This window comes from Phenylobacterium sp., from assembly GCF_036264965.1.
Taxonomy (GTDB): Bacteria; Pseudomonadota; Alphaproteobacteria; order Caulobacterales; family Caulobacteraceae; genus Phenylobacterium.
The window spans coordinates 1-24,794 of sequence record NZ_DATAPY010000076.1; the positions used below are offsets into that span (position 1 = coordinate 1).

General features: G+C 67.3%; 19 protein-coding genes. 12 read left to right on the plus strand and 7 right to left on the minus strand.

What is annotated here, in order from left to right; all coding sequences use genetic code 11:
- The first annotated feature begins 236 nt into the window (after window positions 1–236).
- Window positions 237–506: a hypothetical protein gene (locus VHS75_RS10145; protein WP_329638497.1), complete on the plus strand. Its 270-nt coding sequence runs from the start codon at window positions 237–239 to the stop codon at window positions 504–506.
- Window positions 507–647: 141 nt separating this feature from the next.
- Here VHS75_RS10145 and VHS75_RS10150 read toward each other — a convergent pair whose 3' ends face one another.
- Window positions 648–2,306, minus strand: a complete 1,659-nt coding sequence (locus VHS75_RS10150) for an MFS transporter (protein WP_329638498.1) — start codon at window positions 2,304–2,306, stop codon at window positions 648–650.
- A gap of 69 nt (window positions 2,307–2,375) precedes the next feature.
- Window positions 2,376–2,936 (minus strand): TspO/MBR family protein, encoded by a 561-nt coding sequence (locus tag VHS75_RS10155; RefSeq protein WP_329638499.1) that lies wholly within the window; start codon window positions 2,934–2,936, stop codon window positions 2,376–2,378.
- Window positions 2,937–3,200: 264 nt separating this feature from the next.
- Here VHS75_RS10155 and VHS75_RS10160 point away from each other — a divergent pair, with 264 nt between their 5' ends.
- The 5 genes from VHS75_RS10160 (at window position 3,201) to VHS75_RS10180 (ending at window position 8,529) form a co-directional block, all read left to right on the plus strand.
- Window positions 3,201–4,598, plus strand: coding sequence for a cytochrome ubiquinol oxidase subunit I (locus VHS75_RS10160; protein ID WP_329638500.1), 1,398 nt, complete (start codon window positions 3,201–3,203; stop codon window positions 4,596–4,598).
- Entirely contained in the window at window positions 4,595–5,620 is a 1,026-nt protein-coding gene (gene cydB / locus VHS75_RS10165) for a cytochrome d ubiquinol oxidase subunit II (RefSeq protein ID WP_329638501.1), read from the plus strand. The genes VHS75_RS10160 and cydB overlap by 4 nt, the downstream gene beginning before the upstream one ends.
- A gap of 252 nt (window positions 5,621–5,872) precedes the next feature.
- A complete protein-coding gene (gene thiE, locus VHS75_RS10170) occupies window positions 5,873–6,523 on the plus strand; it encodes a thiamine phosphate synthase (protein WP_329638502.1) in 651 nt (216 codons plus the stop codon).
- 75 nt (window positions 6,524–6,598) lie between these two features.
- Complete coding sequence (locus VHS75_RS10175) at window positions 6,599–7,396, plus strand: inositol monophosphatase family protein (protein ID WP_329638503.1); 798 nt, start codon at window positions 6,599–6,601, stop codon at window positions 7,394–7,396.
- Between the two features lie 74 nt (window positions 7,397–7,470).
- Window positions 7,471–8,529, plus strand: a complete 1,059-nt coding sequence (locus tag VHS75_RS10180; protein WP_329638504.1) for a glycerophosphodiester phosphodiesterase — start codon at window positions 7,471–7,473, stop codon at window positions 8,527–8,529.
- On the opposite strand, the gene VHS75_RS10185 is transcribed toward VHS75_RS10180, so the two are convergent.
- Window positions 8,526–10,394, minus strand: coding sequence for an ABC transporter transmembrane domain-containing protein (locus VHS75_RS10185; protein ID WP_329638505.1), 1,869 nt, complete (start codon window positions 10,392–10,394; stop codon window positions 8,526–8,528). The genes VHS75_RS10180 and VHS75_RS10185 overlap by 4 nt on opposite strands.
- A 119-nt stretch (window positions 10,395–10,513) precedes the next feature.
- Between VHS75_RS10185 and rpmE the strand changes: the two genes are divergently transcribed.
- Window positions 10,514–10,738: a 50S ribosomal protein L31 gene (gene rpmE, locus VHS75_RS10190; RefSeq protein WP_299540133.1), complete on the plus strand. Its 225-nt coding sequence runs from the start codon at window positions 10,514–10,516 to the stop codon at window positions 10,736–10,738.
- A 145-nt stretch (window positions 10,739–10,883) separates the two neighbouring features.
- On the opposite strand, the gene VHS75_RS10195 is transcribed toward rpmE, so the two are convergent.
- Window positions 10,884–11,393, minus strand: coding sequence for a DUF1465 family protein (locus VHS75_RS10195; RefSeq protein WP_329638506.1), 510 nt, complete (start codon window positions 11,391–11,393; stop codon window positions 10,884–10,886).
- A gap of 156 nt (window positions 11,394–11,549) precedes the next feature.
- Window positions 11,550–11,756: a DUF1192 domain-containing protein gene (locus VHS75_RS10200; RefSeq protein WP_329638507.1), complete on the minus strand. Its 207-nt coding sequence runs from the start codon at window positions 11,754–11,756 to the stop codon at window positions 11,550–11,552.
- A gap of 110 nt (window positions 11,757–11,866) precedes the next feature.
- On the opposite strand from VHS75_RS10200, the gene VHS75_RS10205 reads away from it, so the two are divergent.
- The 4 genes from VHS75_RS10205 to VHS75_RS10220 all read left to right on the plus strand — a co-directional run bounded on the left by VHS75_RS10205 (window position 11,867) and on the right by VHS75_RS10220 (window position 20,976).
- Entirely contained in the window at window positions 11,867–12,859 is a 993-nt protein-coding gene (locus VHS75_RS10205) for an NAD(P)H-quinone oxidoreductase (RefSeq protein ID WP_329638508.1), read from the plus strand.
- 227 nt (window positions 12,860–13,086) lie between these two features.
- Window positions 13,087–15,933, plus strand: coding sequence for a TonB-dependent receptor (locus VHS75_RS10210; RefSeq protein WP_329638509.1), 2,847 nt, complete (start codon window positions 13,087–13,089; stop codon window positions 15,931–15,933).
- A 467-nt stretch (window positions 15,934–16,400) separates the two neighbouring features.
- Window positions 16,401–19,262: a TonB-dependent receptor gene (locus tag VHS75_RS10215; RefSeq protein ID WP_329638510.1), complete on the plus strand. Its 2,862-nt coding sequence runs from the start codon at window positions 16,401–16,403 to the stop codon at window positions 19,260–19,262.
- 229 nt (window positions 19,263–19,491) lie between these two features.
- Window positions 19,492–20,976, plus strand: coding sequence for an MFS transporter (locus VHS75_RS10220; RefSeq protein ID WP_329638511.1), 1,485 nt, complete (start codon window positions 19,492–19,494; stop codon window positions 20,974–20,976).
- On the opposite strand, the gene VHS75_RS10225 is transcribed toward VHS75_RS10220, so the two are convergent.
- Together VHS75_RS10225 and VHS75_RS10230 are read right to left on the minus strand one after the other, a co-directional pair.
- Window positions 20,973–22,199 carry a TetR/AcrR family transcriptional regulator gene (locus VHS75_RS10225; RefSeq protein ID WP_329638512.1) on the minus strand — a complete coding sequence of 409 codons (1,227 nt, stop codon included), beginning with the start codon at window positions 22,197–22,199 and terminating at the stop codon, window positions 20,973–20,975. The two genes, VHS75_RS10220 and VHS75_RS10225, sit on opposite strands and share 4 nt — an antisense overlap.
- 149 nt (window positions 22,200–22,348) lie before the next feature.
- On the minus strand, window positions 22,349–23,758 hold the full coding sequence (locus VHS75_RS10230; protein ID WP_329638513.1) for a helix-turn-helix domain-containing protein: 1,410 nt from the start codon (window positions 23,756–23,758) through the stop codon (window positions 22,349–22,351).
- A 162-nt stretch (window positions 23,759–23,920) separates the two neighbouring features.
- Between VHS75_RS10230 and VHS75_RS10235 the strand changes: the two genes are divergently transcribed.
- The coding region (locus VHS75_RS10235; RefSeq protein WP_329638514.1) for an isocitrate lyase at window positions 23,921–24,794 on the plus strand (874 nt) is incomplete at its 3' end.

Here is a 24,794-nt window from a genome sequence, read left to right on the forward strand (position 1 = left end):
GTCCGTACACTGAGAGTCCGTGCTGGGCAGGTTGTCTTGAAACGATTGAGCATTTTCCGCCTAGCAGGCCGGAACTCGGACCTCAGCGGGGAGATGTGTGAATGCCGTAGCCTTCATGGGGAGGCACAGGCCGTCGCGATCTGGCGCGAACGCTCAGTTTGGCCGACACTTCCCCACCCGACCTCGCCTTGAGGCTTGGCCACCCTCCCCATGAAGGGGAGGGAAGGAACGCGGTAATGACCTCACGGATTTGGACGGGCATGCGCAAGCACGCTGTCCTTCTGGTGCTTACCTTTCTCGGGCTCGCGGGCTTTGCGGCCTTCGTCGTCTGGGCCTTCCTCGCCACCGCCCACACAGGTGGCGGCTGGGCCAGCCTGCTGCCCATCTGGCCCTATGTTCTGGGCGGGGTCATCGCGACCGGCGCCCTGACCGGCGTGCTGATGTGGCTGGCCTTCTACTCGGCCAACCACGGCTATGACGACCGCATCGATCCCGACGAAACGTAAGGTTCGGAGCCGCTCATCCCGGCGAAGGCCGGGACCCAGCTCTCGAAACTGGATGGCGGGTTGGGCGGACTCTGAGGCTATAGAGCCCGCATCTGAACCATTCCATCTGGGTCCCGGCCTTCGCCGGGATGAGCGGAAGGTTTAGGCCTCGATCGCCGCGCCGCGCATTTCCTTCACGAACAGCAGGCCGACCACGAAGGTCACCCCGGCCACCACGATCGGGTACCACAGGCCATAGTAGATATTGCCGGTGGCGGCGACCATGGCGAAGGCGGTGGTCGGCAGGAACCCGCCGAACCAGCCGTTGCCCACGTGGTAGGGCAGGCTCATCGAGGTGTAGCGGATCCGGGCCGGGAACATCTCCACCAGCGCTGCGGCGATCGGGCCGTAGACCATGGTCACATAGAGCACCAGCAGCCAGAGCAGGGCCACCACCAACGGCTTGTTCATCTTGGCGGCGTCCGCCTTGGCCGGGTAGCCGGCGGTCTTCAGCGCCGCGCCCAGGGTCTTGGTCCAGGCCGCCTTCTGGGTCTTCAGGTCAGCGGCGGACAACACCTCGCCCTTGAAGCTGGGGATGGTCACCGCCCCGATCTCGACGGCGGCGACCGTTCCGGCCGGCGCGGCCTTGTTGGCGTAGCTGACCCCGGCGTTGGCGAGCGCGCCCTTGGCCAGATCGCAGGACGAGGCGAAGGTCTTCTTGCCCACCGGGTCGAACTGGAAGGCGCAGTCGGCAGGATCGGCCACCACGGTCACCGGCGCGGAAGCGCTGGCGGCGGCGAGCTCGGGGTTGGCGGCCACGGTGATGGCCTTGAACACTGGGAAATAGGTCAGCACGGCCAGCAGGCAGCCGGCCAGGATGATCGGCTTGCGGCCGATCTTGTCGGAGAGCCAACCGAAAAGGACGAAGAACGGCGTGGCGAGCAGGAGCGCGACCGCCACCAGTTCGTTGGTCAGCACCCCGTCGACCTTGAGCATCTTCTCCAGGAAGAACAGGCTGTAGAACTGGCCGGTGTACCAGACCACCGCCTGGCCGGCGGTGAGGCCGGCCAGCGCCAGCAGCACCAGCTTGAGGTTCGGCCAGCGGGCGAAGCTCTCGGTGAGCGGCGCCTTGGAGCCCTTGCCCTCGTCGATCATCTTCTGGAAGACCGGGCTCTCGTTAAGCCGCAGGCGGATCCATAGCGAGACGACCAGCAGGAGCGCCGAGGCCAGGAACGGGATGCGCCAGCCCCAGGCCTTGAAGGCGTCCTCACCCAGCCGGGTGCGCACCACGATGATCACGATCAGGCTGAGGAACAGGCCGAAGGTGGCGGTGATCTGGATCCAGCTGGTGTAGAGCCCGCGCTTCCCGGGCGGGGCATGCTCGGCGACGTAGGTGGCCGCCCCGCCGTACTCGCCGCCCAGCGCCAGGCCCTGGATCAGGCGCATGACGATCAGGCTCACCGGGGCTATGACCCCGACCGTGGCGTAATCGGGCAGCAGGCCCACCACGAAGGTCGCGATGCCCATCAGCGTCATGGTGACGAGGAAGGTGTTCTTGCGGCCCCAGAGATCGCCCAGTCGGCCGAAGATGATCGCCCCGAACGGCCGCACGGCGAAACCCGCGGCGAAGGCCAGCAGGGCGAAGATGTAGCCGGTGGTGGCGTTGACCCCGGAGAAGAAGTGCTCGGTGATGAAGGTGGCGAGCGAGCCGTAGAGATAGAAATCGTACCACTCGAAGACCGTGCCGGCCGACGCGCCGGCGATCACCATCCGATTGGACGTCGCGCGCACGTCCGCGCCCGCCGCTGCCGCAGCCACCATCGTTTCGCTCCCAACCCTTGTTCTTGGAGGCGAGCCTATGGCGAAGCCGGCGGTGCGGCTAGTGGTTCGCTAGTGGACGGTCCAGGGTTCGGCCGGCTTCTTCGCCAGGCTCTCGCTGAGCGCGTTGGCGACGCCCATCCAGCCGACGTAGGGGGCGACCATGTTGGCGGCCGGCGGGTCCACCTGGCGGGCGCGCCAGACGTAGGCGGCGGCCGTGCCCACGGACGCGACGGCGGCGGCGAGCTGGCCGCCGAGACGCCTGGGGCCCAGCACCATCCAGACCCCGTTCAGAGCCTGCACAGCGCCCCAAAGGGTGAGCGCCTGGGTGCGCGCGGCGCTCCTCGGCGCGTTCCAGATGCGCAGGCCGGACAGGGTCAGGGCCATGAACAGCGGCGGCCACAGGTTGGCGAACAGCTTCGACGGCGGCTTCGGCTGTTCGTAGGCCGGCGCCTCATAGTCGGAATAGGCCTCGTAGCCGTCGTCGTCCGCCGCGCTTGCCATCCGGGCTGCCAGGGCTGAGACCGCCACCGCGCCCAACGTCAGGCCGACGCCGATCAGGATGTGCTGGGTCGAACGCCCACGGCTGTTGGCGAGGCTGTCGACCGCCCCGCGGACCGGGTTTCCTGGCATGTATCGGCCTCCCACGATGGCGCCCGTCTACGAAATCCGCAGGCGCCGTGCTGAGTTCCGGCTCAGCTGGCGCTGAGCTCGCCCCCGAGACGTCCCGGCGCGCCGCAGACCGTTCTGTTCGCCCAGCCCGGGCCTGAGGGCAAGCGCGTTCGCGCCCGGCCTTGCGCTCACGAAGTCTGCGACCGTCTGTCGCATGACTACGAAGCTCAGCTGTGCGTTCCTAAGGGAAAGCCCCGCGCGACCAGGCGCGGCGAGGGACGGGCCATGCATTTCGAGGCGCTTCTGCTGTCGCGACTGCAGTTCGCTTTCACGATCGCGTTCCACATCATTTTCCCGAGCTTCTCCATCGGCCTGGCGAGCTTCCTGGCGGTGCTGGAGGGGCTTTGGCTGGCGACCCGGAACGAGGCCTTCAAGGTCCTCTACCTGTTCTGGATCAAGATCTTCGCGATCTCCTTCGGGATGGGCGTGGTGACCGGTGTGGTCTTGTCCTACGAGATCGGCACGAACTGGAGCGTCTACGCCGCAGCCTCCGCACCAGTGATCGGCCCGCTTCTGGCCTTCGAGGTGCTGGCCGCCTTCTTCATGGAGGCGAGCTTCCTGGGCGTGATGCTGTTCGGCTGGAAGAAGGTCGGGCCGCGGCTGCATCTCACCGCGACGGCGCTCGTCGCGATCGGCACCCTGATGTCCGCCTTCTGGATCATCTCGGCCAACAGCTGGATGCAGGACCCGAGCGGCTACGTGCGCCTGGCCAACGGGACCCTGCGCGCTGCCGACTGGGGCCAGGTGATCTTCTCGCCGACCTTCCCGGTGCGCTTCGTCCACATGGTGCTGGCCGCCTATCTGACGACAGCCCTGGCGGTGGGCGCGGCCTCGGCCTGGCGGCTGTTGAAGGTCCCTGAAGAGGAGGAGAGCTGCCTGGCTTTGAAGATGGCGATCGGCATGTTCGCCATCGTGGCGCCCCTGCAGCTCCTGGCCGGCGACATGTCGGGCAAGGAAGTGCTGAGGGTGCAACCGGCCAAGCTCGCCGCCATCGAGGCCTTCTGGGACACCAGGCGCGCCGAGGCCTTCCATATCGCCGCCTGGCCCGATCGGGCCGTCGCCGCCAACCGCTGGGAGATCTCGATCCCCAAGCTTGGCAGCTTGATCACCGCGGGCAGCATCAACGCCGAGATCAAAGGCCTGAAGGATTTCGCGCCGGAAGACCGGCCGCCGGTGGCGGTGGTGTTCTGGGCCTTCCGGGTGATGGCGGGCCTGGGCGTGGGAATGATCGGGCTGGGCGCCTGGGGCGCCTTGCGGGCGTGGCGCGGCGGCCTGGCGGGCGACCGGTGGTTCCTGCGCGCCTGCGTGGCCATGGGGCCGGCGGGGTTCGTCTCGGTGGTCGCCGGTTGGATCGTGGCCGAGGTCGGCCGCCAGCCCTACGTGATCTATGGCGTGCTGCGCACCGCCGACGCGGTCTCGCCGGTGACGAAGGGCGAGGTCTCGGCGTCGCTTCTGGCGTTCATGGTCATCTACGCCCTGATCTTCGGCTTCGGCGCGCTCTACATCCTGCGGCTGATGAACGGAGGGCCGCTGGTGGGCGGAGAGGCGGAGACGCCGGCGATGACTCGTCCGCCGGGCTACGCCCTGGCCGCCGCACCCGGCGAGCCGGAGGATCGGTCATGAGCCTCGACCTTCCGCTGATCTGGGCCGGGCTGATCGCCATCGCGGTGCTGCTCTATGTGATGCTCGACGGCTTCGACCTCGGGATCGGCATCCTGTTCCCGTTCGCGGGATCCAGCGCCGAGCGTGACACCATGATGGCCACGGTCGCGCCCGTCTGGGACGGCAATGAGACCTGGCTGGTGCTGGGCGGCGGCGGGCTCTTCGCAGCCTTCCCGTTCGCCTACGCCGCCCTGATGCCGGCGCTCTACATCCCGATCATCCTGATGCTGCTGGCGCTGATCCTGCGCGGCGTCGCCTTCGAGTTCCGCCTGAACGGACGGGCGCGCGGCACGCGGTTCTGGACGGTGGCCTTCACGGCCGGTTCGCTGACTGCGACCTTCGCTCAAGGCCTGGTGCTGGGCGGCTTCATCCAAGGGGTGAAGCTGAACGGCCTCGCCTTCGCCGGCGGGCCGTTCGATTGGCTGACGCCCTATTCGCTGCTGGTCGCCGTCGGCCTCGTCGCTGGCTACGCCCTGATCGGCGCGTGCTGGCTGGTCTGGCGGACCGAACGCGGACTGCAGGACCGCGCGCGGCGCTGGGCCTGGATCGCGCTCGGCGCGGTGGCTCTCCTGCTCGCGGCGGTGAGCGTCGCGACCCTCTTCGTCCACGCCCAGGTGGCGGAGCGCTGGGGCTGGCGGGATGGCCATTTCGACCTCGGCAAGCTCGCCAGGCTGTCGCCGATCCCGCTACTGGGCGCTGCGGGGCTCGCGGCGGCGGCCTTGGGTTTGCGCGCCCGGGCCCACGGCTGGCCTTTCGCCGGCGCGATCGCGGTGTTCCTATCCGGCTATCTGGGCCTGGCGGCGGGGTTCTTCCCGGATATCGTCCCTTACGCCATGACCTTCCGTCAGGCGGCCAACGCCGACAACGCCCTGGGCCTGCTCCTGGGCGGCGGCGCGATCCTGCTGCCGGCGATCATCGGCTACAGCCTGTGGGTCTACTGGATCTTCCGCGGAAAGGTGGGCGCCGATGCGAGCTATCATTGAATCGCCGCCGGAGCCGGGCGCGCCACTGGCGCCCCTCAGCCAGCGCCTGGCTTGGTTCTTCGGCCTGGCAATCGCCGCGGCGCTGGCGACCGCCGGCGTGGCTTATGCGCTGAGAGCCCTTCTCCGTTAATCCGCTCATCCCGGCGAAAGCCGGGATCCATGCGAAGTCGAGAGACCACCGCCATCGATCTGCTGGTCAGCTCAGCTTGGGTCCCGGCTTCCGCCGGGACGCGCGGTGTGTATGTAGGGTCCATGGCCGTTCCGCTCTGCCGCCTCTACCTGATCACGCCGCCGCGCCTCGATGACCTGGCGGCGTTCGGCTATGTGCTCGCCCATGCGCTGGACGCCGGCGATGTGGCGGCCTTGCAGATCCGGCTGAAGGAAGCGCCCGACGAGGTCATCGCCGCCGCTGTCGACGCGCTCATCCCCATCGCCCAGGCGCGCGGCGTGGCGGTGATCCTCAACGACCGGCCGGACCTGGCCGCGCGGCTGGGCTGCGATGGCGTCCACGTCGGCCAAGACGATGCGCCGCTGGCCGAGGCCCGCCGGACCGTGGGCCCCGACCGAATGGTCGGCGTCACCTGCCACGACAGCCTGCACCTGGCCATGGAGGCCGCCGAGGGCGGCGCCGATTACGTGGCGTTCGGGGCCTTCTTCCCGACGACGACCAAGGATGCAGCCACCCGCGCCGATCCCGAACTGCTCACCGGCTGGCAGGCGGACGTGGTCGTCCCCTGCGTCGCCATCGGCGGGATTACGGTCGCCACCGCCGCCGGCCTGGCCGCTGCCGGCGCCGACTTCCTTGCGGTTTCGGCGGGTGTCTGGACCTACGGCGAGGGGCCCGCCGCCGCGGTCGCGGCCTTCAACGCCGAGATCGCCAAGGGCGTCGCTCAGCGCGCCTGAGGCCTCGCCTTGCTTCTGCGCCCACCCGCGACTAGGTTCCGCGCCCTCCAGCCGCGCCCAGAGATCTTTCACACCGTGAGCACTCAATCCGCCCTCCTGAAGGTCATGAGCGACGCCGCGCGCAAGGCGGCTCGTGGCCTCAACCGTGACTTCGGCGAACTGGCCGAGCTGCAGGTGGCCAAGAAGGCGCCCGCCGACTTCGTCTCCGCCGCCGACCTGAAGGCCGAACAGGCCATCTTCGAGGCGCTGGAGAAGGCGCGTCCTGGCTACGGCTTCCTGGGCGAAGAGCGTGGGATGATCGAGGGCACTGACAAGACCCACACCTGGATCGTCGACCCGCTCGACGGCACCACCAACTTCCTGCACGCCATACCGCACTTCGCCATCAACATCGCCCTGCAGCGCGAGGGCGCGATCGTGGCCGCGGTGACCTACAACCCGGTGACCAACGAGCTGTTCTGGGCGGAGAAGGGCAAGGGCGCCTTCGTCAACGACAAGCGCTTGCGGGTCGCCGCGCGGACCCGGATGGAGGAGGCGGTGCTGGCCACCGGCATCCCGTTCATGGGCCACGGCCAGCACGCGACCTTCCTGAAAGAGCTGCACCAGATCAGCCAGCGGGTCGCGGGCGTGCGCCGCTTCGGCGCGGCGGCGCTGGACATGGCCTGGGTCGCGGCCGGCCGCTACGATGGCTACTGGGAGCGCGACCTGCACGCCTGGGACCTGGCGGCGGGGATTCTGCTGGTCACCGAGGCCGGCGGCCGGGTGACCAACGCCAATGGCGACGAGGATGTGCTGGGAACCGGCTCCGTGGTCGCCGGCAACCTGGAGATCCAGCCCCAGCTGCTGGAGCGCCTGCGCCAGGCCGCCAAATAATCCACACTGCGGGTTGGTTGACCGGCTCTGCGTCGCGTGACGGACTGTCACGAACGAGACGTAAGGGGAGCCACATGCAGATGACACGCCGCACCTTGGGCGTGGCGGCTACGGCCGCCGCCGCGCTGAGCTCGCTTCCCGCCTTTGGCCAGGGGTTCAAGAAGACCCCGCTGATGATCGCCCACCGCGGCGCCAGCGGCGAGCGGCCGGAAAGCACGCTGTTGGCCTTCCGCCAGGCCATCGCCGAGGGCGCCGACTTCATCGAGCCCGACCTGGAGATGACCAAGGACGGCCATTTGGTGGTGCGCCACGAGAACGAGATCTCCCAGACCACCGACGTCGCCAAGCGGCCGGAGTTCGCCTCGCGAAAGACCACCAAGTCCGTGCAGGGGACGCCGGTCACCGGCTGGTTCACGGAAGACTTCACGCTCGCCGAGCTGAAGACCATCCGCTGCCGCGAGCGCCTGCCGCAACTGCGGCCGATCAGCGCCGCCTACGACGGCCAGGAGCAGATCCCGACCTACCAGGAGGTCATCGACCTGGCGAAGTCGGAGAGCGCCCGGCTCGGCCGGCCGATCGGCACCTATCCGGAGCTGAAGCACGCCAGCCATTTCGCGGCCCTGGGCCTGCCCATGGAAGGCCGGCTCGCCGACATTCTGAAGAAGAACGGCCTGGATAGCCCGACGGCCCCGGTCTTCGTCCAGTGCTTCGACGTCGAGCCGCTGAAGACCTTCATGAAGCTGTCGAAGGCGCCTCGCATCCAGCTGGTCTCGCCCGCCGGCGCGCCGACGGATTCCAAGACCAGCTACATGGACATGGTCACGGCCTCGGGCATGAAGACCATCGCGACCTACGCCAACGGAGTGGGGCCGGACTGGTCGATGGTGATCCCGACGGTGGACGGCGGTCTTGGCCCCGCCACCTCGCTGGTCAGGGACGCCCATGCGGCCGGGCTCAAGGTGCATCCCTGGACGGTGCGGGCGGAGAATTTCTTCCTGCCGCCCAAGCTGCGCCACGGGACCGATCCGGCGGTCCATGGCGACGTGGACGCGGTCTACCACGCCCTTTACGCCGCCGGGATCGACGGCCTGTTCAGCGACTTCCCGGGCTTGGCGGCCAAGGCGCGGGGTTAGGCGGCTTCGCCGAACTGCAGCGACGCCAGGCGGGCATAGAGGCCGTTCTTCGCCACCAGCTCATGGTGGGTGCCTTCCTCGACCACGCGGCCCTCGTCCATGACCACGATGCGGTCGGCCTTCAGCACGGTGGCCAGCCGGTGGGCGATGACCAGAGTGGTATGGCCCGCCATGGCTTCGTCCAGCGCGCGCTGCACCAGGCGCTCGTTCTCGGCGTCCAGCGCGCTGGTGGCCTCGTCGAGCAGCAGGATCGGCGAATGGCGGACCAGCGCGCGGGCGATGGCCAGGCGCTGACGCTGGCCGCCGGACAGGCTGCGCGCCCGTTCGCCGACCTGGGTGTCGATGCCGTCGGGCAGGGCGGCCAGGAACGCCTCGGCCTGGGCGGCGCGGACGGCGGCCTGCACGTCCTCCAGGCTCGCGTCCTCGCGCCCGAACCGGACGTTCTCGAGCGCCGAGCCGGAGAACAGCGGCGATTCCTGCGCCACCAGGGCCATGCGCGCGCGCACCTCCACTGGATCGGCGTCGCGCACGTCGACGCCGTCCACCAGCACCCGGCCGGCCTGCGGGTCGTAGAAGCGCAGCAACAGGCGGAAGACCGTGCTCTTGCCCGCGCCGGAAGGGCCCACCAGGGCCACCCGCTCGCCCGGCTTCACCGAGAGCGTCAGGCCGCGCACCGCCGGCATGTCCGGCCGGCCCGGATAGGCGAAGGTGACGTTCTCCAGCTTGAGCTCACCGCGGGGCGGGCTGGGGAGCGCGATCGGGTGGGCCGGCGGGGCGATGCCCGGGCGTGCGGCCAGGATCTCGGAGACCCGCTCCATGGCGCCGGCCGCCTTCTGCACGTCGCCCCAGGACTCGCCCAGCGCGCCGACAGAGCCGGCCGACAGCACCGCCAGGAGCACGAACTGAATCAGGGTGCCCCAGCTCATCTCGCCGGCCAGGGCCGCGCTGACCCCCAGCCAGAAGATCCAGACGACGCCCCCGAACACCAGGGCGATGGCCGCGCCGGTCATCAGGGCGCGCGCGCTCATGCGGCGAAGCGAGGTGCGGAAGGCGTTCTCCACCGCCTGGCCGAAACGCGCCGCGCCGGCCGCCTCGCGCCCGAAGGCCTGGACGATCTCCAGCGCGTCGAGGGTCTCCCCGGCCGCGCCGACCGCGGCGGCGAACTGGTCCTGGGTGGAGGCGGTCAGGCGGCGCACCTGGCGGCCGAACAGGAACAAGGGCGCGATCACCACCGGGAAGGTGATCAGGACCAGCCCGGTCAGGCGCGGGCTGACGACGACCATGTAGCCCAGGCCGCCCAGCAGCATCAGGACGTTGCGCAGGGAGACCGAGATCGAGGTGGTGAGCAGGTTCTCGACGATCTGGATGTCGGTGGTGAGCCTGGACAGCACCTCGCCGGTGCGGGTCATCAGGAAGAACGCCGGATCCAGCGACAGGATGTGGGCGTAGGTGGCCTTACGCAGGTCCGCCACGATCCGCTCGCCGAGCTTGGTGACGAAGAAGTAGCGAAGCGCCGACGACAACGCCAAGGCCAGCGCCACGCCGCCCAGCACCCAGAACCAGGGGGCGATGGCCCGCGCGGTCGGATGCGCGCCCGGACCGGTCAGGTGGTCGATGACCAGACGCGCCGCGCCGGTCAGTCCCAGGCTCGCCGCCGAGGCGGTGACCAGGAACACCCCGGCCGCGGCGGCGTCGAGGCGGTGGCCGGCGGCATAAGGGATCAGGTGGCCGAGCGCGCTGACATTGCGGCTCTTGGGGCGGCGCTGGGCAGCCTCGGCGAGGGTCTGGGCCAGCGCCTGGCCCGACGTCGGGCGGCCCTCCGCCGCGGCATCCACCCCCAGGTCAGTCGTCGGGGGCTCACTCATACGCTCAGGCGCCTTGCAAAATGGGCGACGTTTCTCTATACGCCGCGCTTCCTCGGAACCGGCCCCTGCGGACGGCTTCCGATCCTATTCGACGCTTCCTTACGTCAGGCGCTGATCCGATGAAACAAGACACCCATCCGGACTATCACTTCATCACCGTGGTGATGACGGACGGCACGACCTACCAGACCCGTTCCACCTACGGGAAGGAAGGCGCGACGCTGAACCTCGATATCGACCCGAAGACCCACCCGGCGTGGACCGGCGGCGGTCACCAGATGCTCGACCGCGGCGGCCGCGTGTCGCGCTTCAACGCCAAGTTCGGCGGCTTCACCCGCAAGTGAACGCGTAGCGACTCATCCCCGCGCAAGCGGGGATCCAGTCCGGTCGAAGATCACGAGATCCCAAAGACGAACGCCGCGGAGGGCGACCTCCGCGGCGTTTCGCATTTCGCGCCTGATCTCCCGCGCGAAGCGGCGGGAGGCAGGCTCAGTTGCCGAAGGCCGTCTTCAGGCGGTCGTGCTGTGACAACACCGGGTGCGGCGCCTCGTCGGCCTCGCCCTCGACGTACATGCGCTTGTCGAGGTGGCGGACGCGCTCGTAGAGCCGCTCGGAGCGGTCCAGCAGGCCGACCAGCTCAGTTGGCAGGCCTTCGGCGGCGCCGTTGGCCAGACAGACGTCGGCGGCGGCCAGGCGATAGCGGTCCTCGCAGGCGGCGGACGGAGGCATGTCGCCCTCGCGCACCGCGCGCTGCACCAAAAGCCAGGAGGCGACCTGCATCAGGCGTGTGGTCAGCCGCATGCTCTCCGCCGCATAGGCGAGCGCAGCGTTGCGCGACAGGAGCTTGGAGGCTTGACGGCCCGCGCCATCCAGATAGCCGGCGGTTTCTTCCACGAGGTCCATGCCCTCCTGGAAGGTCCGTTGGAACAGCTCGGACCGCGCGAAATCCTGAATGACCTCGGCGCGCCACGGCGTTGAAGGGGCGTTCAATTCGCTCATGCGGTGCTCAACCTATACCAAAGCCGCCATGCGGTCGCGAAAACCGTGTGTGCAACGCCCATGCCATCCTGCGGGGCCCAGCTTTGAGACAGAATACCTCCTACCACGCGATCTGGCGCATTTGGCGCCCCAGTCGTCTGGGCCCCCTGCGGCGCACTAGCTCGACCCTGCGCCGAACAGGGCGTCGGCGGCGGCGCGGCCGGCGCGTTTGCGGTCGATCTGGGCGTTGACCCGCGCGATCTCCGACTGCAACACCTCGATACGCTCTTCCAACTCGGCCACGCCGAACAGCTCCAGGTCTTCTCGGACGGCTTCGATCAGGCGTTGGCCACGGCCAACGCGGACTTCCGCAGGCTCTTCCATGACGGGCTTTGCCTTTCCGGTTTCCCGATGGGACGCTATCCAACCGCGCAAGCTGCCAAAGCGCAAGTTTGCGCAAATGGCCGGCGCCCAGCTTTGCCGGAGTTCTCCACATGCCAAAGTCTGCCCACACTGAGATGATGACCGCGATCGCCATCGAGGGCGGTAAGGGGCCGGCGGAGGCGCTGAAGGCCGTGCAAATCCCGCGGCCGGAGCCGAAGGACGGCCAGATCCTGATCAAAGTGCATGCGGCGGGGATCAACCGGCCCGACATCATCCAGCGGATGGGATTCTATCCGCCGCCGCCCGGCTCGCCCGAGACCATGGGCCTGGAGGTCGCAGGCGAGGTGGTGGTCGGCGCGGGGCGCTGGAAGGCCGGCGACAAGGTCTGCGCCCTGCTGGGCGGCGGCGGCTACGCGGAATACGCGGTCTGCGATGCGCGCCACGCCCTGCCGATCCCCAAGGGGCTCGACTACGTCCAGGCCGCGGCCCTGCCGGAGACGGTGTTCACGGTGTTCGCCAATGTGTTCGAGCACGGCCATCTGAAGCCCGGGGAGACGCTGCTGGTGCACGGCGCGACCTCCGGCATCGGCACGACGGCGATCCAGATGGCCAAGGCGCACGGAGCCAAGGTGATCGCCACCGCCCGCGGCGCCGACAAGGCCCAGATCGCCCGCGACCTGGGCGCCGACGTGGCGGTCGACGCCAAGACCCAGGATTTCGCGGAGGTGACGAAAGGCGAGGGCGGCTGCGACGTGGTGCTGGACATGGTCGGCGGCGACTATTTCGCCAAGGACCTGGATGCGCTGAAAATGGATGGCCGCATCGTCTTCATCGCCAGCCTGGGCGGCGGCGATGTCACGCTCTCCATTGGCCGGTTGATGCAGAAGCGCGGCGTCGTCACCGGCTCGACACTGCGCCCGCGCAACCCGGACGAGAAGGCCCGTCTGGCCGCCGCGGTCGAGGCCTTAGCTTGGCCCTGGATCGAAGCCGGCAAGGTCCGCCCTCAGGTCGACGCGATTTTTCCGCTGGCGGACGCCGCCCAGGCGCATGCGCACCTGGAAGCCGGTGCTCACGTCGGCAAGATCGTGCTGATCGCTGACTAATCCTAGGGTTGTATCTCGCGTAACGGTGATATCGCCTAAGCAGACTATATTTTTGAAATCTTTGTAAAAAACGAGGAGCCAACTTCGTTATTGAGCAAACCGTGTTTTCGAAAAGTGGTTGTATTTTTGCCTCAGGGAGGTTGACGCCCTCGTAAGCCTGCGCCAGTGGAACAAAAAAACACGCTGTTTTCATTTCCCGGCCGCGAGGCCCACTGGGGAGGTTCAAATTGAATAACAAGGTTCGCCTTTTGGCGTCCGGTGCTGTGCTGTTCGCCTTTGCGCTCGGTACGTCCGCACACGCTCAGACCACGGCCGCCGCCGCTCCGGCCGCCGCTGCCGGGAGCACCATCGAAGAGCTGGTGGTCACCGCCGAAAAGCGCAGCCAGAGCCTGCAGGACGTGCCGGTGGCCATCTCGGCCTTCACGTCCGAGAAGCGGGACCTCCTGGGGATCAATTCGATCCAGGACATGACCAACTTCACGCCGGGCCTGAACTACACCAGCGCCAACGACCGCGCGTCGCTGCGCGGCATCGGCCGCCTGACCAACGCCCACCCGGTCGCCGTGCCGGTCGCGGTCTATGACGACGGCATCTTCACCACCTCGACGGTGACGGCCGGCAAGTCGCCGATCTTCTCCGACCGGGTGGAAGTGCTGCGCGGGCCGCAGGGCACGCTGTACGGCCGCAACTCCATCGGCGGGGCGATCAACGTGATCTCCAAGCGCCCGACGGAAGACCCCTACGCGGAAGTCCGCGGCACCTTCGCCAACTACGGCCACACCCTGCTCGAGGCCGCGGTCTCCGGCCCGCTGGCCCCCGATCTGCAGTACCGCCTCGCCGGCAACTGGGAAAAGCAGGCTGACGGCTTCTACAAGAACATCGTCCCGGGCATGCCGTCCGAAGGCAATGTGATCGACCAGTACTACGTGGAAGGCCAACTGCAGGCGAAGTTCGGCGAGCACGCCGACGGCTGGGCGAAGGCCTATGTCACCGGCTGGAACAACGGCGGCGGCGGTCCGGGCGCGCGCGCCGGCTACACCAACGGCCAGTTCGGCTTCGGCGAATACGGCGCCCAGAACATCAACGCGGGCTATGCCTGCGCGCCGGGCGCCGGTTCGGTGGCCAATGTGGTCAACACCTCACCGCTGGGCTGCGTGAACCCGGCCCTGAGCGGCAATCACCGCAACTTCGCGTCCAACGTCGCCCAGTCCGTCTCGCTGGATGACGCCTACGGAATCGCGGTCAACTTCACCTATCACTTCGACGGTTTCGACGTGAAGTACATCGCGGGCGGGATCAACTACCACTACACCCTGTTCCAGGATAACTCGAACGACGCCTCGATCTCGTCGTTCCAGATTCCGGTTGCGGCTTTCAATCCGGCCCTGCCGCCCGCGGCGCAAGGCTGCCCCGCCACCAACATCGCCGGCGGCAACTGTCCGCCCTTGACGGTGTTCCCGCGCCAAGCCTCGACCTACTCCGAGGACTACCACAACATCAGCCACGAAATTAACGTCGGCTCGAACGGCCAGGGCGCGCTCCAGTGGCTGGGCGGCGTCTACTACTACAAGGAAGGTTACAAGCAGCCGGTCTTCACGACCCTGTTCGACCAGCCGCAGCTCGCCGGCACGATCACGCCGGCCGCCCCGTCGCTCACCGGCCCAGTGGGCCAGGATTTCCAAAACCGCCTCTACGACGACCGGCCGCAGTTCCAAGAAGAATCCTACGCCGGCTACGGTCAGATCGACTGGAAGTTCGCCGACACCCTGAAGGCCACCCTCGGCCTGCGCTACAGCCACGACAAGCTGACCGGCTCCGAGTCGGTGCGGGTGATCTGCTTCGGCCCGTCCGCCTGCCTGAACGGCTCCTCGCCGCAACTGCTGGGCCAGACCTTCACGCCGCCGGTCGACGTGACGGCCGGGGTTGTCTGGCTGGGCGGCGTCCCGAAGGGCGTCGTCAACAACGGCAAGCCGGGCGGCGTGACCTTCACCCCCGATGGCTTCGCGACCCGCGGCTACGACCACAGCTGGTCAGCCACCACCGGCACGGCTGGCCTGCAATGGGATCCGACGCCGGGCACCATGATGTACGCCCGCTACAGCCGCGGCTATCTGATGGGCGGCTTCAACTCCGGCGTGACCAGCACGCTCGGCCAGTTCCCGTTCACCGACGCAGAGCACGACAACGACTACGAAATCGGCATCAAGAAGGACTTCTTCCACAAGACGCTTCAGATCGACCTGGCGCTGTTCTGGGAAGACCTGGACGGCTTCCAGGCGCCGCTGACGGTGGCGAACAACACGGGCGGTCTGCTCCCGAGCCAGAGCCAGTATGTGAACATCCCCAAGGCGGTCAGCCGCGGGTTCGAGCTGGAAACCACCTGGATCCCGATCGAGCACATGAATGTGCTGTTCAACTACTCGTTCAACGACGCCTACGTGAAGTCGCTGTCGGGGATCATCGATCCGACCGATCCTGAGGCCCTGGCCGCCGGCGCCAAGCCGATGACGCAAGCACTCCAGACCTGCAGCGGCACGAACCCGGCGCTGCCCGGCGGCAACGCGCTCTGCGACGTGAACACGGGCTTGGTGTCGCGCCCGCAGGACCTCTCCGGCAACAGCCTTCCCCAGGCGCCGCGCAACAAGATCGCCGTGGCCGTCACCTATACCTGGGACTTCGAGCCCGGCTCCTTCACGCCGGAGGTCAGCTACATTTGGCGTGACAAGCAGTTCGCCGGCATCTTCGAGCGGTCCTACAATGAAGCGCCGTCCTGGGATCAGTGGGACTTCCGCGCCACCTGGAAGGACAAGGACAACAAGTACTCGATCATCGCCTTCGTGAAGAACGCGTTCGACACGATCGGTTATGACGGCGGCGCCTCCAGCTCGCGGATCACCGGCGTCTATTCGGCGGCCACGATCGCGGCGGCCGGCCTCACCAAGGGATTGCCGGCGACGCTTCCGGGCGGCGGCTTCAACGCCGTCCAGGCCGGCAACGGCTTCAACGGCATCGCCACCACCTACAACCTGACCCCGCCGCGTACCTTCGGCGTGGAATTCCAGTACCGCTTCTAGAACTAAAAAGCCGTCTTCCCGGCTCTTGGGGCGCGTCCGAAAGGGCGCGCCCTTTGCTTTTGGCGCCTTTGTTTTTTTGAGGCGAATCTGTGGCGGCCATGCCGCCCTTTTGAAAAATGCCGTTACGTCAGAACGAAAACCGTTGACGCTCTCGAAGGCCTCCCGCACGTTCGGCGAACAAAAGGATCGGATGACTGCGGTTTAGCGGCTGCGGAACGTCTGACGAAGACCGCCAAAGTGCGGCAGGGAGGACAACATGGGGGCAGGGGGCGGCTTCAGGCCGGGCGCGCGACCGTGAGTTCGCATCGCCAAACCCTGACCCGTGCCCGGCGTTGCCCGGGCCATCCTGACAATTCGATCTATCGAACCGGCGGCGGCGCGGCCTGCGGGCCGCGTGTCGCTGTGCCGGGAAAATATAAGAAACACTAATTTAATCAAAGGCCTCGTTGGCCACTGGGGAGGATAAGTTGCAACACAAGGTTCGCCTTCTGGCGTCAAGCGCACTGCTATTCGCCGCCGCTCTTGGGACGTCGGCCCAGGCCCAAGTCAAATCCGCGGTCACCGCCGCGGCTGCGGCCGGGGCCTCGAACACCATCGAGGAGCTGGTGGTCACCGCCGAAAAGCGGGCTCAAAGCCTGCAGGACGTGCCGGTCGCCATCTCGGCGTTCACGTCGACCACCCGTGACCTGATCGGCATCAATTCGATTCAGGACATGACCAACTTCACGCCGGGCCTGAACTATTCCAGCGCCAATGACCGTAACAGCATCCGCGGCCTCGCCCGCCTGACCAACTCCCACCCCATCGCGAACTCCGTCGCGCTCTACGACGACGGCGTCTACAGCTCGTCCACGGTGCCGGCCGGCAAGACGCCGATCTTCAGCGACCGCGTGGAAGTGCTGCGCGGCCCGCAGGGCACGCTCTACGGCCGCAACTCCATCGGCGGCGCCATCAACGTGATCTCCAGGCGCCCGACCGAAGATCCGTACGCTGAAGTGCGCGCGACCGTCGCCAACTATGGCCGCACGCTCCTGGAGGCCGCGGTCTCCGGGCCGCTCGCGCCGAACCTGCAGTACCGCCTGGCCGGCAACTGGGAAAAGCAGCGCGACGGCTACTTCACCAACGTCGTCCCCGGCATGCCCTCAGAAGGCAACGTCATCGATCAGTACAATCTGGAAGCCCAGCTTCAAGGCAAAGCCGGCGACCACTTTGACTTCTGGGGCAAGATGGACATCGTCGGCTGGAACAACGGCGGCGGCGGTCCCGGCGCCCGGTCCGGCTATTCGCCCGGCCCGTTCAACTATGGCGAGTTCGGCGCCTCCAGCGTCGCAGCCGGCTTCGCCTGCGCCCCCGGCGGGGTCGTGAGCAATGTCGTGAACACCTCGCCGCTCGGTTGCACGAACCCGGCCGCCAGCGACCCGCGCAAGTTCGCGTCCAACTACGCTCAATCGGTCGCGCTGGACGACACTTACAACGGGTCGGTGAACTTCACGTACCACTTCCCAATCTTCGACCTGAAGTACATCGCCGGCGGCAGCAACTATCACTACACGTTGCAGACGGATAACGGCGGCGGTTCGATCACGTCGTTCACGATCAATCCGGCGGCGACGATCAATCCGCTTCTGCCGGTGAATACGTCGACCCAGCCCTGCCCGATCGTGAACACCCTCGTGGCGCCCGGCGGCTGCGCCGGCCTCAAAGTCTTCCCGACGAACATCCAGACCTACGAGGAAAACTTCCACAACTTCAGCCACGAGATCAACATCGCCTCGACCGGCGACGGCGCGCTCCAGTGGCTGGGCGGCCTCTACTATTACATGGAAGGCATCGTCCAGCCGGTCTTCCAGACCCTGCCGCAGCAGACCCAGCTTGCCACGATGACGCCGGTCAATTCTGTCGGCGCGTCGAACAGCCTGGCCCTCCAAAATCGCATCTTCGACGACCGGCCGAACGTCCAGGACCGGTCCTATGCGGTCTTCGGTCAGCTCGACTGGAAGTTCGCCCAGGACTGGAAGGCCACGCTCGGCCTGCGCTGGAGCCATGACCACGAGTACGGCACGGAAACTCTGCGCAGCGTCTGTTTCGCGACCACGGCCTGCGCCAGCACGCCTCAGCTGTTCGGGTCCTTCTCGTTCCCGCTGGACGTGACCCACTCGATCACCTTCCAGGGCCCGGGCACGCCGGTCGACGTCGTGCCGAACGCGACCAACACTGCGGGCGGCTTCACCTTCTCGCCGGACGGTTCGGCGACCCGCAGCTATGACGTCTCCTCGGAAGCGACGACCGGGACCTTGAACCTCCAGTGGACGCCCGACAAAGACACCACGGCCTATGCGTCCTACAGCCGCGGCTATAAGCAGGCCGGCATCTTCGTCGGCGCCGGGTCCACCGGCGGCAACTTCCCGGGCACGGGCGCCGAGCACCTCAACGACTACGAGATCGGCCTGAAGAAGGACTTCGGCCACACCCTGCAGACCAACATCGCGGCCTTCTACTACGACTACCTGGATTTCCAGGCCCCGCTGACGGTGACCAGCACCTCCGGCGCCCTTTCGGTGAACCAGAGCCTCTTCCTGAACGTGCCCAAGTCCTACAGCTACGGCGTCGAGTTTGAATCGACCTGGGCGCCGATCGATAACCTCAAGATCCTGTTCAACTATTCGTGGAACCCCACGGGTATCCGGTCGCTGACCAACATCGTCGACCCGCAGGATCCGGAAGCTCTGCAAAAGGGCGCCACGCCGATCAATCCGGTCCTCCAGACCTGCACCGGGTCCGGGACGCCGACGGCGGCGAACCCCGGCCTGAACCCCCTCTGCGACGTGAACACCGGCCTGGTGCAGCGGCCGCAGAACATGAAGGGCAACACCCTGCCGTCGCAGCCGGAGAACAAGGTCGCGATCAACGTCCTCTACACCTTCGACTTCGCGCCGGGATCCCTGTCGCCGTCGGTCAGCTATGTCTGGCGCGACAAGGAGTATGCCTCGATCTTCAAGCGCGAATATGACTCCTCGCCGTCCTGGAGCCAGGTCGACGCCCGGGTCACCTGGAAGGACAAGGACAACAAGTACTCGATCATCGCCTACGTGAAGAACCTGTTCGACGATCTCGGTTACGACGCCGCGTCGTCGGCTACGCTCAACCGCGGCGTCTATCCGTTGGCGACGGTGGCGGCTTCGGGTGGGGCGATCACCCCTGGCCTGGCCAGCGTTCCGGGTCTTACGGTCAACGGCGTGGCCACCGGCTTCGGCCCGGGCGGCCTGACCCGCAACTACCTCCTGACCCCGCCGCGCACCTTCGGCGTGGAGTTCCAGTACCGCTTCTAAGACCCCGGAAATTCCGGATCGGAGGGCGCGCCTGCAAGGGCGCGCCCTTTGTTTTTGCGGGGCGATTCGCCGCGTGCGATGCCGGTCTTCGAACCCGCCGGCGATGTCAGATCAAACCCGTTGACGGCTCCCAGAGCCTACCGCACGGTCGATGCAGACAGAGCGGGCGCGGCGATCCAGGAGCCGGAAGTCCGGCGAACGCCGCCAGCGCGGCAGGAGGACTCCCGGCGTGCCCGCGAACCCTGCAATCCATCCGGCTGCCCGGCGCCTCAGCCTGCCGACGAAGCTGTTCTACGGCTTCGGATCCGTGGCCTTCGGGGTCAAGGACAACGGCTTTTCGACCTTCCTGCTGATCTTCTACAACCAGGTGGTCGGCCTGCCGTCGGCGACGGTCGGCTTCGCGATCATGATCGCCTTGGTGTTCGACGCCTTCCTTGATCCGATCACCGGCCAGATCTCCGACAACTGGCGATCGAAGTGGGGCCGTCGTCACCCGTTCATGTACGCGGCCGCCGCGCCGGTCGCGATCACCTATCTCCTGATCTGGAATCCGCCGCACGGCTGGAGCCAACCAGTTCTGTTTGTCTACCTGATCGCCACTGCGGTCCTGATCCGCACCTTCATCACGTTCTACGAGATTCCGTCCACGGCGCTCTCGGCCGAACTGACGTCAGAGTATGACGAGCGCACCAAGCTCCTGAACTACCGCTTCCTCTTCCAGTGGGTCGGCGGTCTGTTCATGTATTTCATGGCGCTGAAGGTCTTCCTGCGGCCTGACGCGACGCACGCGGTCGGTCAGCTCAACCGGGCGGGCTATGCCCACTACGGGCTGGCGGCGGCCGGTGTGATGCTGTTCGCGATTCTCACCTCGGCGCTGGGCACCCATAAGCAGATCCCCTACCTGCGCCAGCCGCCCCGGCGGGAGGTCACGCTGGGCGTCCTGGTGCGCGAAATGTTCGGCACCCTGGCCCACCCCTCGTTCCTGGCGATGCTGGGGGGCACCCTGTTCTTCGCCATGGCCGTCGGCCTCGGTTTCTCCATCGGTCTCTATTTCCAGACCTATTTCTGGGGGCTGTCCTCAGGCCAGATCGCGCTCTTCACCTTCTCAAGCCTGAGCGGCGCGGCGCTGTCCTTCGTGGTCACGCCGCTACTGTCCAAGGGGCTCGGCAAGAAGGCCGGAGCGCTGACCCTCATCCCGGTCGCGGGTGTGTGCGCCATAGCGCCAATCTGCCTGCGGCTCGCGGGCCTGCTGCCGCCCAACGGTTCGCCGGTGATCTTTCCGATGCTGCTGGCGCTCGGCGTCGCCACGGTCTGCCTGGGAACCACCGGCGCCATCCTGATGGCCTCGATGATCGCCGACATCGTCGAAGATTCCGAGCTGCGGACCGGCCGCCGCTCCGAGGGTCTGTTCTTCGCCGCCGCGGCGTTCATCAACAAGGCGGTCAGCGGCATCGGCATCTTCGCCTCGGGCATTCTGTTGGCGGCCATCCACTTCCCGCAGCAGGCCAAGCCCGGCCACGTGGACCCGCAGATCATCCGGAACCTGGGTTTGGTCTACGCACCGGTCACCGTTGCGCTCTACGGCCTCGCCCTGCTCTGCCTCACACGATACGGGATCACCCGCAGGGGCCACGAGCAAACGTTGCGCCAGCTCGCCGCGAACGCCGAGCTGGCGATCGAGGGCGAGCCGCCGGCGATGACCGGCGAGGTCTAGCGGGAGAAGACGCCCATCAGGAACGGCCGGGCGAAGACCGCCGGCGCGGCCTTCTGGCTGACGCCGGGCACCCAGGCGCTCAGCTCCCCGCAGGCGTTGATCGTCGAGTTGAGCATCTGGGCGGCCACGAAGGGATCGACCGGGCGGACCGAGCCCTCGGCGATGCCGTCCGAAATCATCGAGGCGAAGCGGTCGGAGACCTTGTCGGACTGCTGCACCATCTCGCGGCGGATCGGCTCGGGCAGGGCGGCCAGCGCCGAGGTGCGCAGCAATGGTCCGTGCTCGGACAGCTGGTATTCCGCCAGCGATGCGGCGGCGCTCGAAATCTTCATCCACTGATCGCCGGCCAGCGTCAGGGCCAGCCGCTGCACCCGGGTCATGACGTCGAAGGTCCGCTCGAAACAGGCCACCACCAGGTCATCCTTGGCGTCGTTGTGGTGGTAGAAGCTGCCCTTGGTGACGTTCAGCTCGGCGGAGATCTTGTCCACCGAGGCGCCGCGGTAGCCGCGGGCGTTGATCAGCTTGGTGGCGGCGTTCAGGAAGGTCTCGCGTGCGATCTCGTGACGCCCCCGCGGCGCGACCTCGGCGACCGGAACCGGCTGCGGCGCCCAGACCGAGTTGTCGGCGGCCAAGCCCGCGGCCAGCACGTCGTACATCCGCTCGCACACCCGGCCATAGTCTTCCGGATCGTATTTCGGCAGCCAGGCCGTGGCCCAGAACAGCTGATTCAGCAGCATGTGGGTGCGCGCCGTGCGCCGCCCACGCGACAGCCAGGCGAGTTCCGGCGCATCGAAGATCTGCCGTAGGCGGCGGAACATCTTCAGATAGGCCGCGGAGACCTCGCCGCGCTGTGGCATGGAGAGCGCGCGCAGGTCGGAGAACAGCGGCAATTGCGGCGCCTCGCCCACCGCCGCGCGGCGCAGCCGCTGCAGATAGAGCTGCAACAGCATTCGCAGGCGTTCGCACGGCGTCGATTGGGCGAGGGCTATGTTGACGATCTCGGTCAGGCTCTGGACGCCGCGCAGCATGACGGCGGCGGCCAGGTCGTCCTTGCGTTTGAAGTAATAGGTGACGCTGGTGGTGGACAGGTCCACCGCCGCAGCGGCGACGCCAAGCGTCAGGCCCTTCACGCCACGTGAATTGAGCAACGCCGTCGAGGCGTCAAGAATCGCCTCGCGCTTACGCTCGAACCGGTCCGTGGACTGGACCGCCACCTGAGCCATGTTTCGCTTCCCAGCACTCTTATTCGGGAACGTGTTTCATTCCCGATATTTTCGACGATTTGTGCATGGAAATTGGCGTCGCGCCAGTCACTTAGCGCGTACGGGGCAATGCGATCCCGTAACATGTTCGTTGAACTAGGCCGGCGGCGTCAGCTGTCGGAAAAGCCGAACGGCAGGCTGGTGCGGCGGATGTCGTCGGGCAGGATCTGGCGGCCGATCGGCGGTTCGGACCGGGCAGTGCACTCCGTACGCTGACAAAGCCGGCAGGCGACCCCGATCGGTGTCGCCGCCTCCGGTCCCGGGCCGGCCTCACCGGCGGTGTAGATCAGCTTGCCGGCGTGCTCGGCCGCGCAACCCAACGCGATGGCGCGTTCGACCCGCGGCGCCCCGAACGCGCCGCCGCCGGCGGTCACCGTACGGGCGATGGAGAAGAACCGCTGGCCATCCGGCAGCTCCAGCCACTGGGTGACGACCTCACGCGGGGTGCGGAAGGCGTGGTGCACGTTCCACAGTGGACAGCCGCCGCCATGACGGGCGAAGGGGAAGCCCGCGCCGTCCAGCCGCTTCGACACATTCCCCGCCGGATCGATGCGGATGAAGAAGAATGGCACGCGCTCCTGACCAGGCTTCTGCAGGGTGGTCAGCCGGTGGGCGGTCTGCTCGAAGCTGCAGCCGAACTGGCGGGCCAGCGCCTCGACGTCATAGCGCCGCGCCTCCACCGCGCGGGCGAAGGCGGAGTAGGGCATCAGCACCGCGGCGGCCGCATAGCTGGCCAGCGCCCGGCGGGTCAGCCGCTCGCCGCTCTCGCTGGCGAAACTGCCGCCGGCCAGGACCGCGCCGATCTCGTCGCCCAGTTCCAGGTAGCAGAGCTGCAGGGCGAGCTGGAACGCCTGGCTGGCGGCGTCCAGGCTGTCGTCCAGCAGGATCTCCTGGCGGTGGCGATCGAGCCGTCGCGTCGAGCCCACCATGAAGCTCGACGGCACGCGGCGGACCCGAAGATCATGCCGCTCCCGCAGGTAGCCGGTGAAGTTCTCCCGCGAACCCACCGCCTGGGCCAGCCGCTCGGCGGCGTCGTCCAGGGTGGGGAAGCTGTTGCGCCGCGCCGCCAGGAACCGCCGCGAGTCGGCCACCGGGTCGGAGGCGTCGTCGGCCTCGTCGCCCCGCGTGCCGGCCTCGCGGTCGGCGAAGGCCAGCTGGCCCTCCTGATAGGTCGTGTAGAGGCGCAAGAGCGCCTCGGAGATCCCCGGATAGTTGGTGGCCATGTCGGTGAGGTCGTTCGGCGCCCATTCCAGCCCCGCGAAGATCGGGTCCTTCAGCACCGCCTGCAGCCGCGCGGTGTCCTCTGCCGCCCCGCTGCCGAGCGCGGCCATGTCGATGTCGTAGGTCTGGGCGAGCTTCAGCAGCAGGCCCGCGGTCAGCGGCCGGTTGTTGCGTTCCAGCAGCGCGATGTAGGAGGCCGAAACCTCCAGGGCGACGGCCATGTCCGCCTGGGTGAGGCCGAGGTCGCGCCGCATCCGCCGCAGGCGAGGGCCGACATAAAGGCCGCGTTCCATCGCCATGTTAAGTCTGTCCGCTGAGAACCTTACAGACTTACAACACAGATCTGTAAAGTTTTACAGTTCAACCTTGCGAGCTCTCCCGGCCAAGCCCTCCGCGCGTTAGGGCGATGGCAAATCCCGGGGGCGTATAGGCGTCTCCGCTCCAAAACGCGGAAGAGACAGATGGCTTACCAAGACCACAGCATCGAGATGGGCCAGCTCATCAAGAGCAAGGGCGGGACCTGGGATGGCATCAACGCCGAATCCGTGGCTCGCATGCGCGTCCAGAACCGCTTCAAGACCGGCCTGGAGATCGCCAAGTACACCGCGGGCATCATGCGCGAGGACATGGCGGCCTATGACGCCGATCCGGCCAACTACACCCAGTCGCTGGGCTGCTGGCACGGCTTCGTCGCGCAGCAGAAGATGATCTCCATCAAGAAGCACTTCGGCTCCATGAAGGGGAAGTACATCTACCTCTCCGGCTGGATGGTCGCCGCCCTGCGCTCCGACTTCGGTCCGCTGCCGGACCAGTCGATGCACGAGAAGACCTCGGTGCCGGCGCTGATCGAGGAGATCTATACCTTCCTGAAGCAGGCCGACGCCCGTGAGCTGGGCGGCCTGTTCCGCGACCTCGACGCCGCGCGCGACGCCGGCGACGCCGCCAAGGAAGAGAAGATCCAGGACGCCATCGACAACTTCCAGACCCATGTCGTGCCGATCATCGCCGACATCGACGCCGGCTTCGGCAACGCCGAGGCCACCTATCTGCTGGCCAAGAAGATGATCGAGGCCGGCGCCTGCGCCATGCAGATCGAGAACCAGGTCTCCGACGAGAAGCAGTGCGGCCACCAGGACGGCAAGGTCACCGTCCCGCACGACGACTTCCTGGCGAAGGTGCGGGCCTGCCGCTACGCCTTCCTGGAGCTCGGCGTCGACAACGGTGTCGTGGTCACCCGCACCGACAGCCTGGGCGCCGGCCTGACCAAGCAGATCGCCGTCAGCCACCAGCCCGGCGACCTCGGCGACCAGTACAACAGCTTCCTCGACTGCGAGG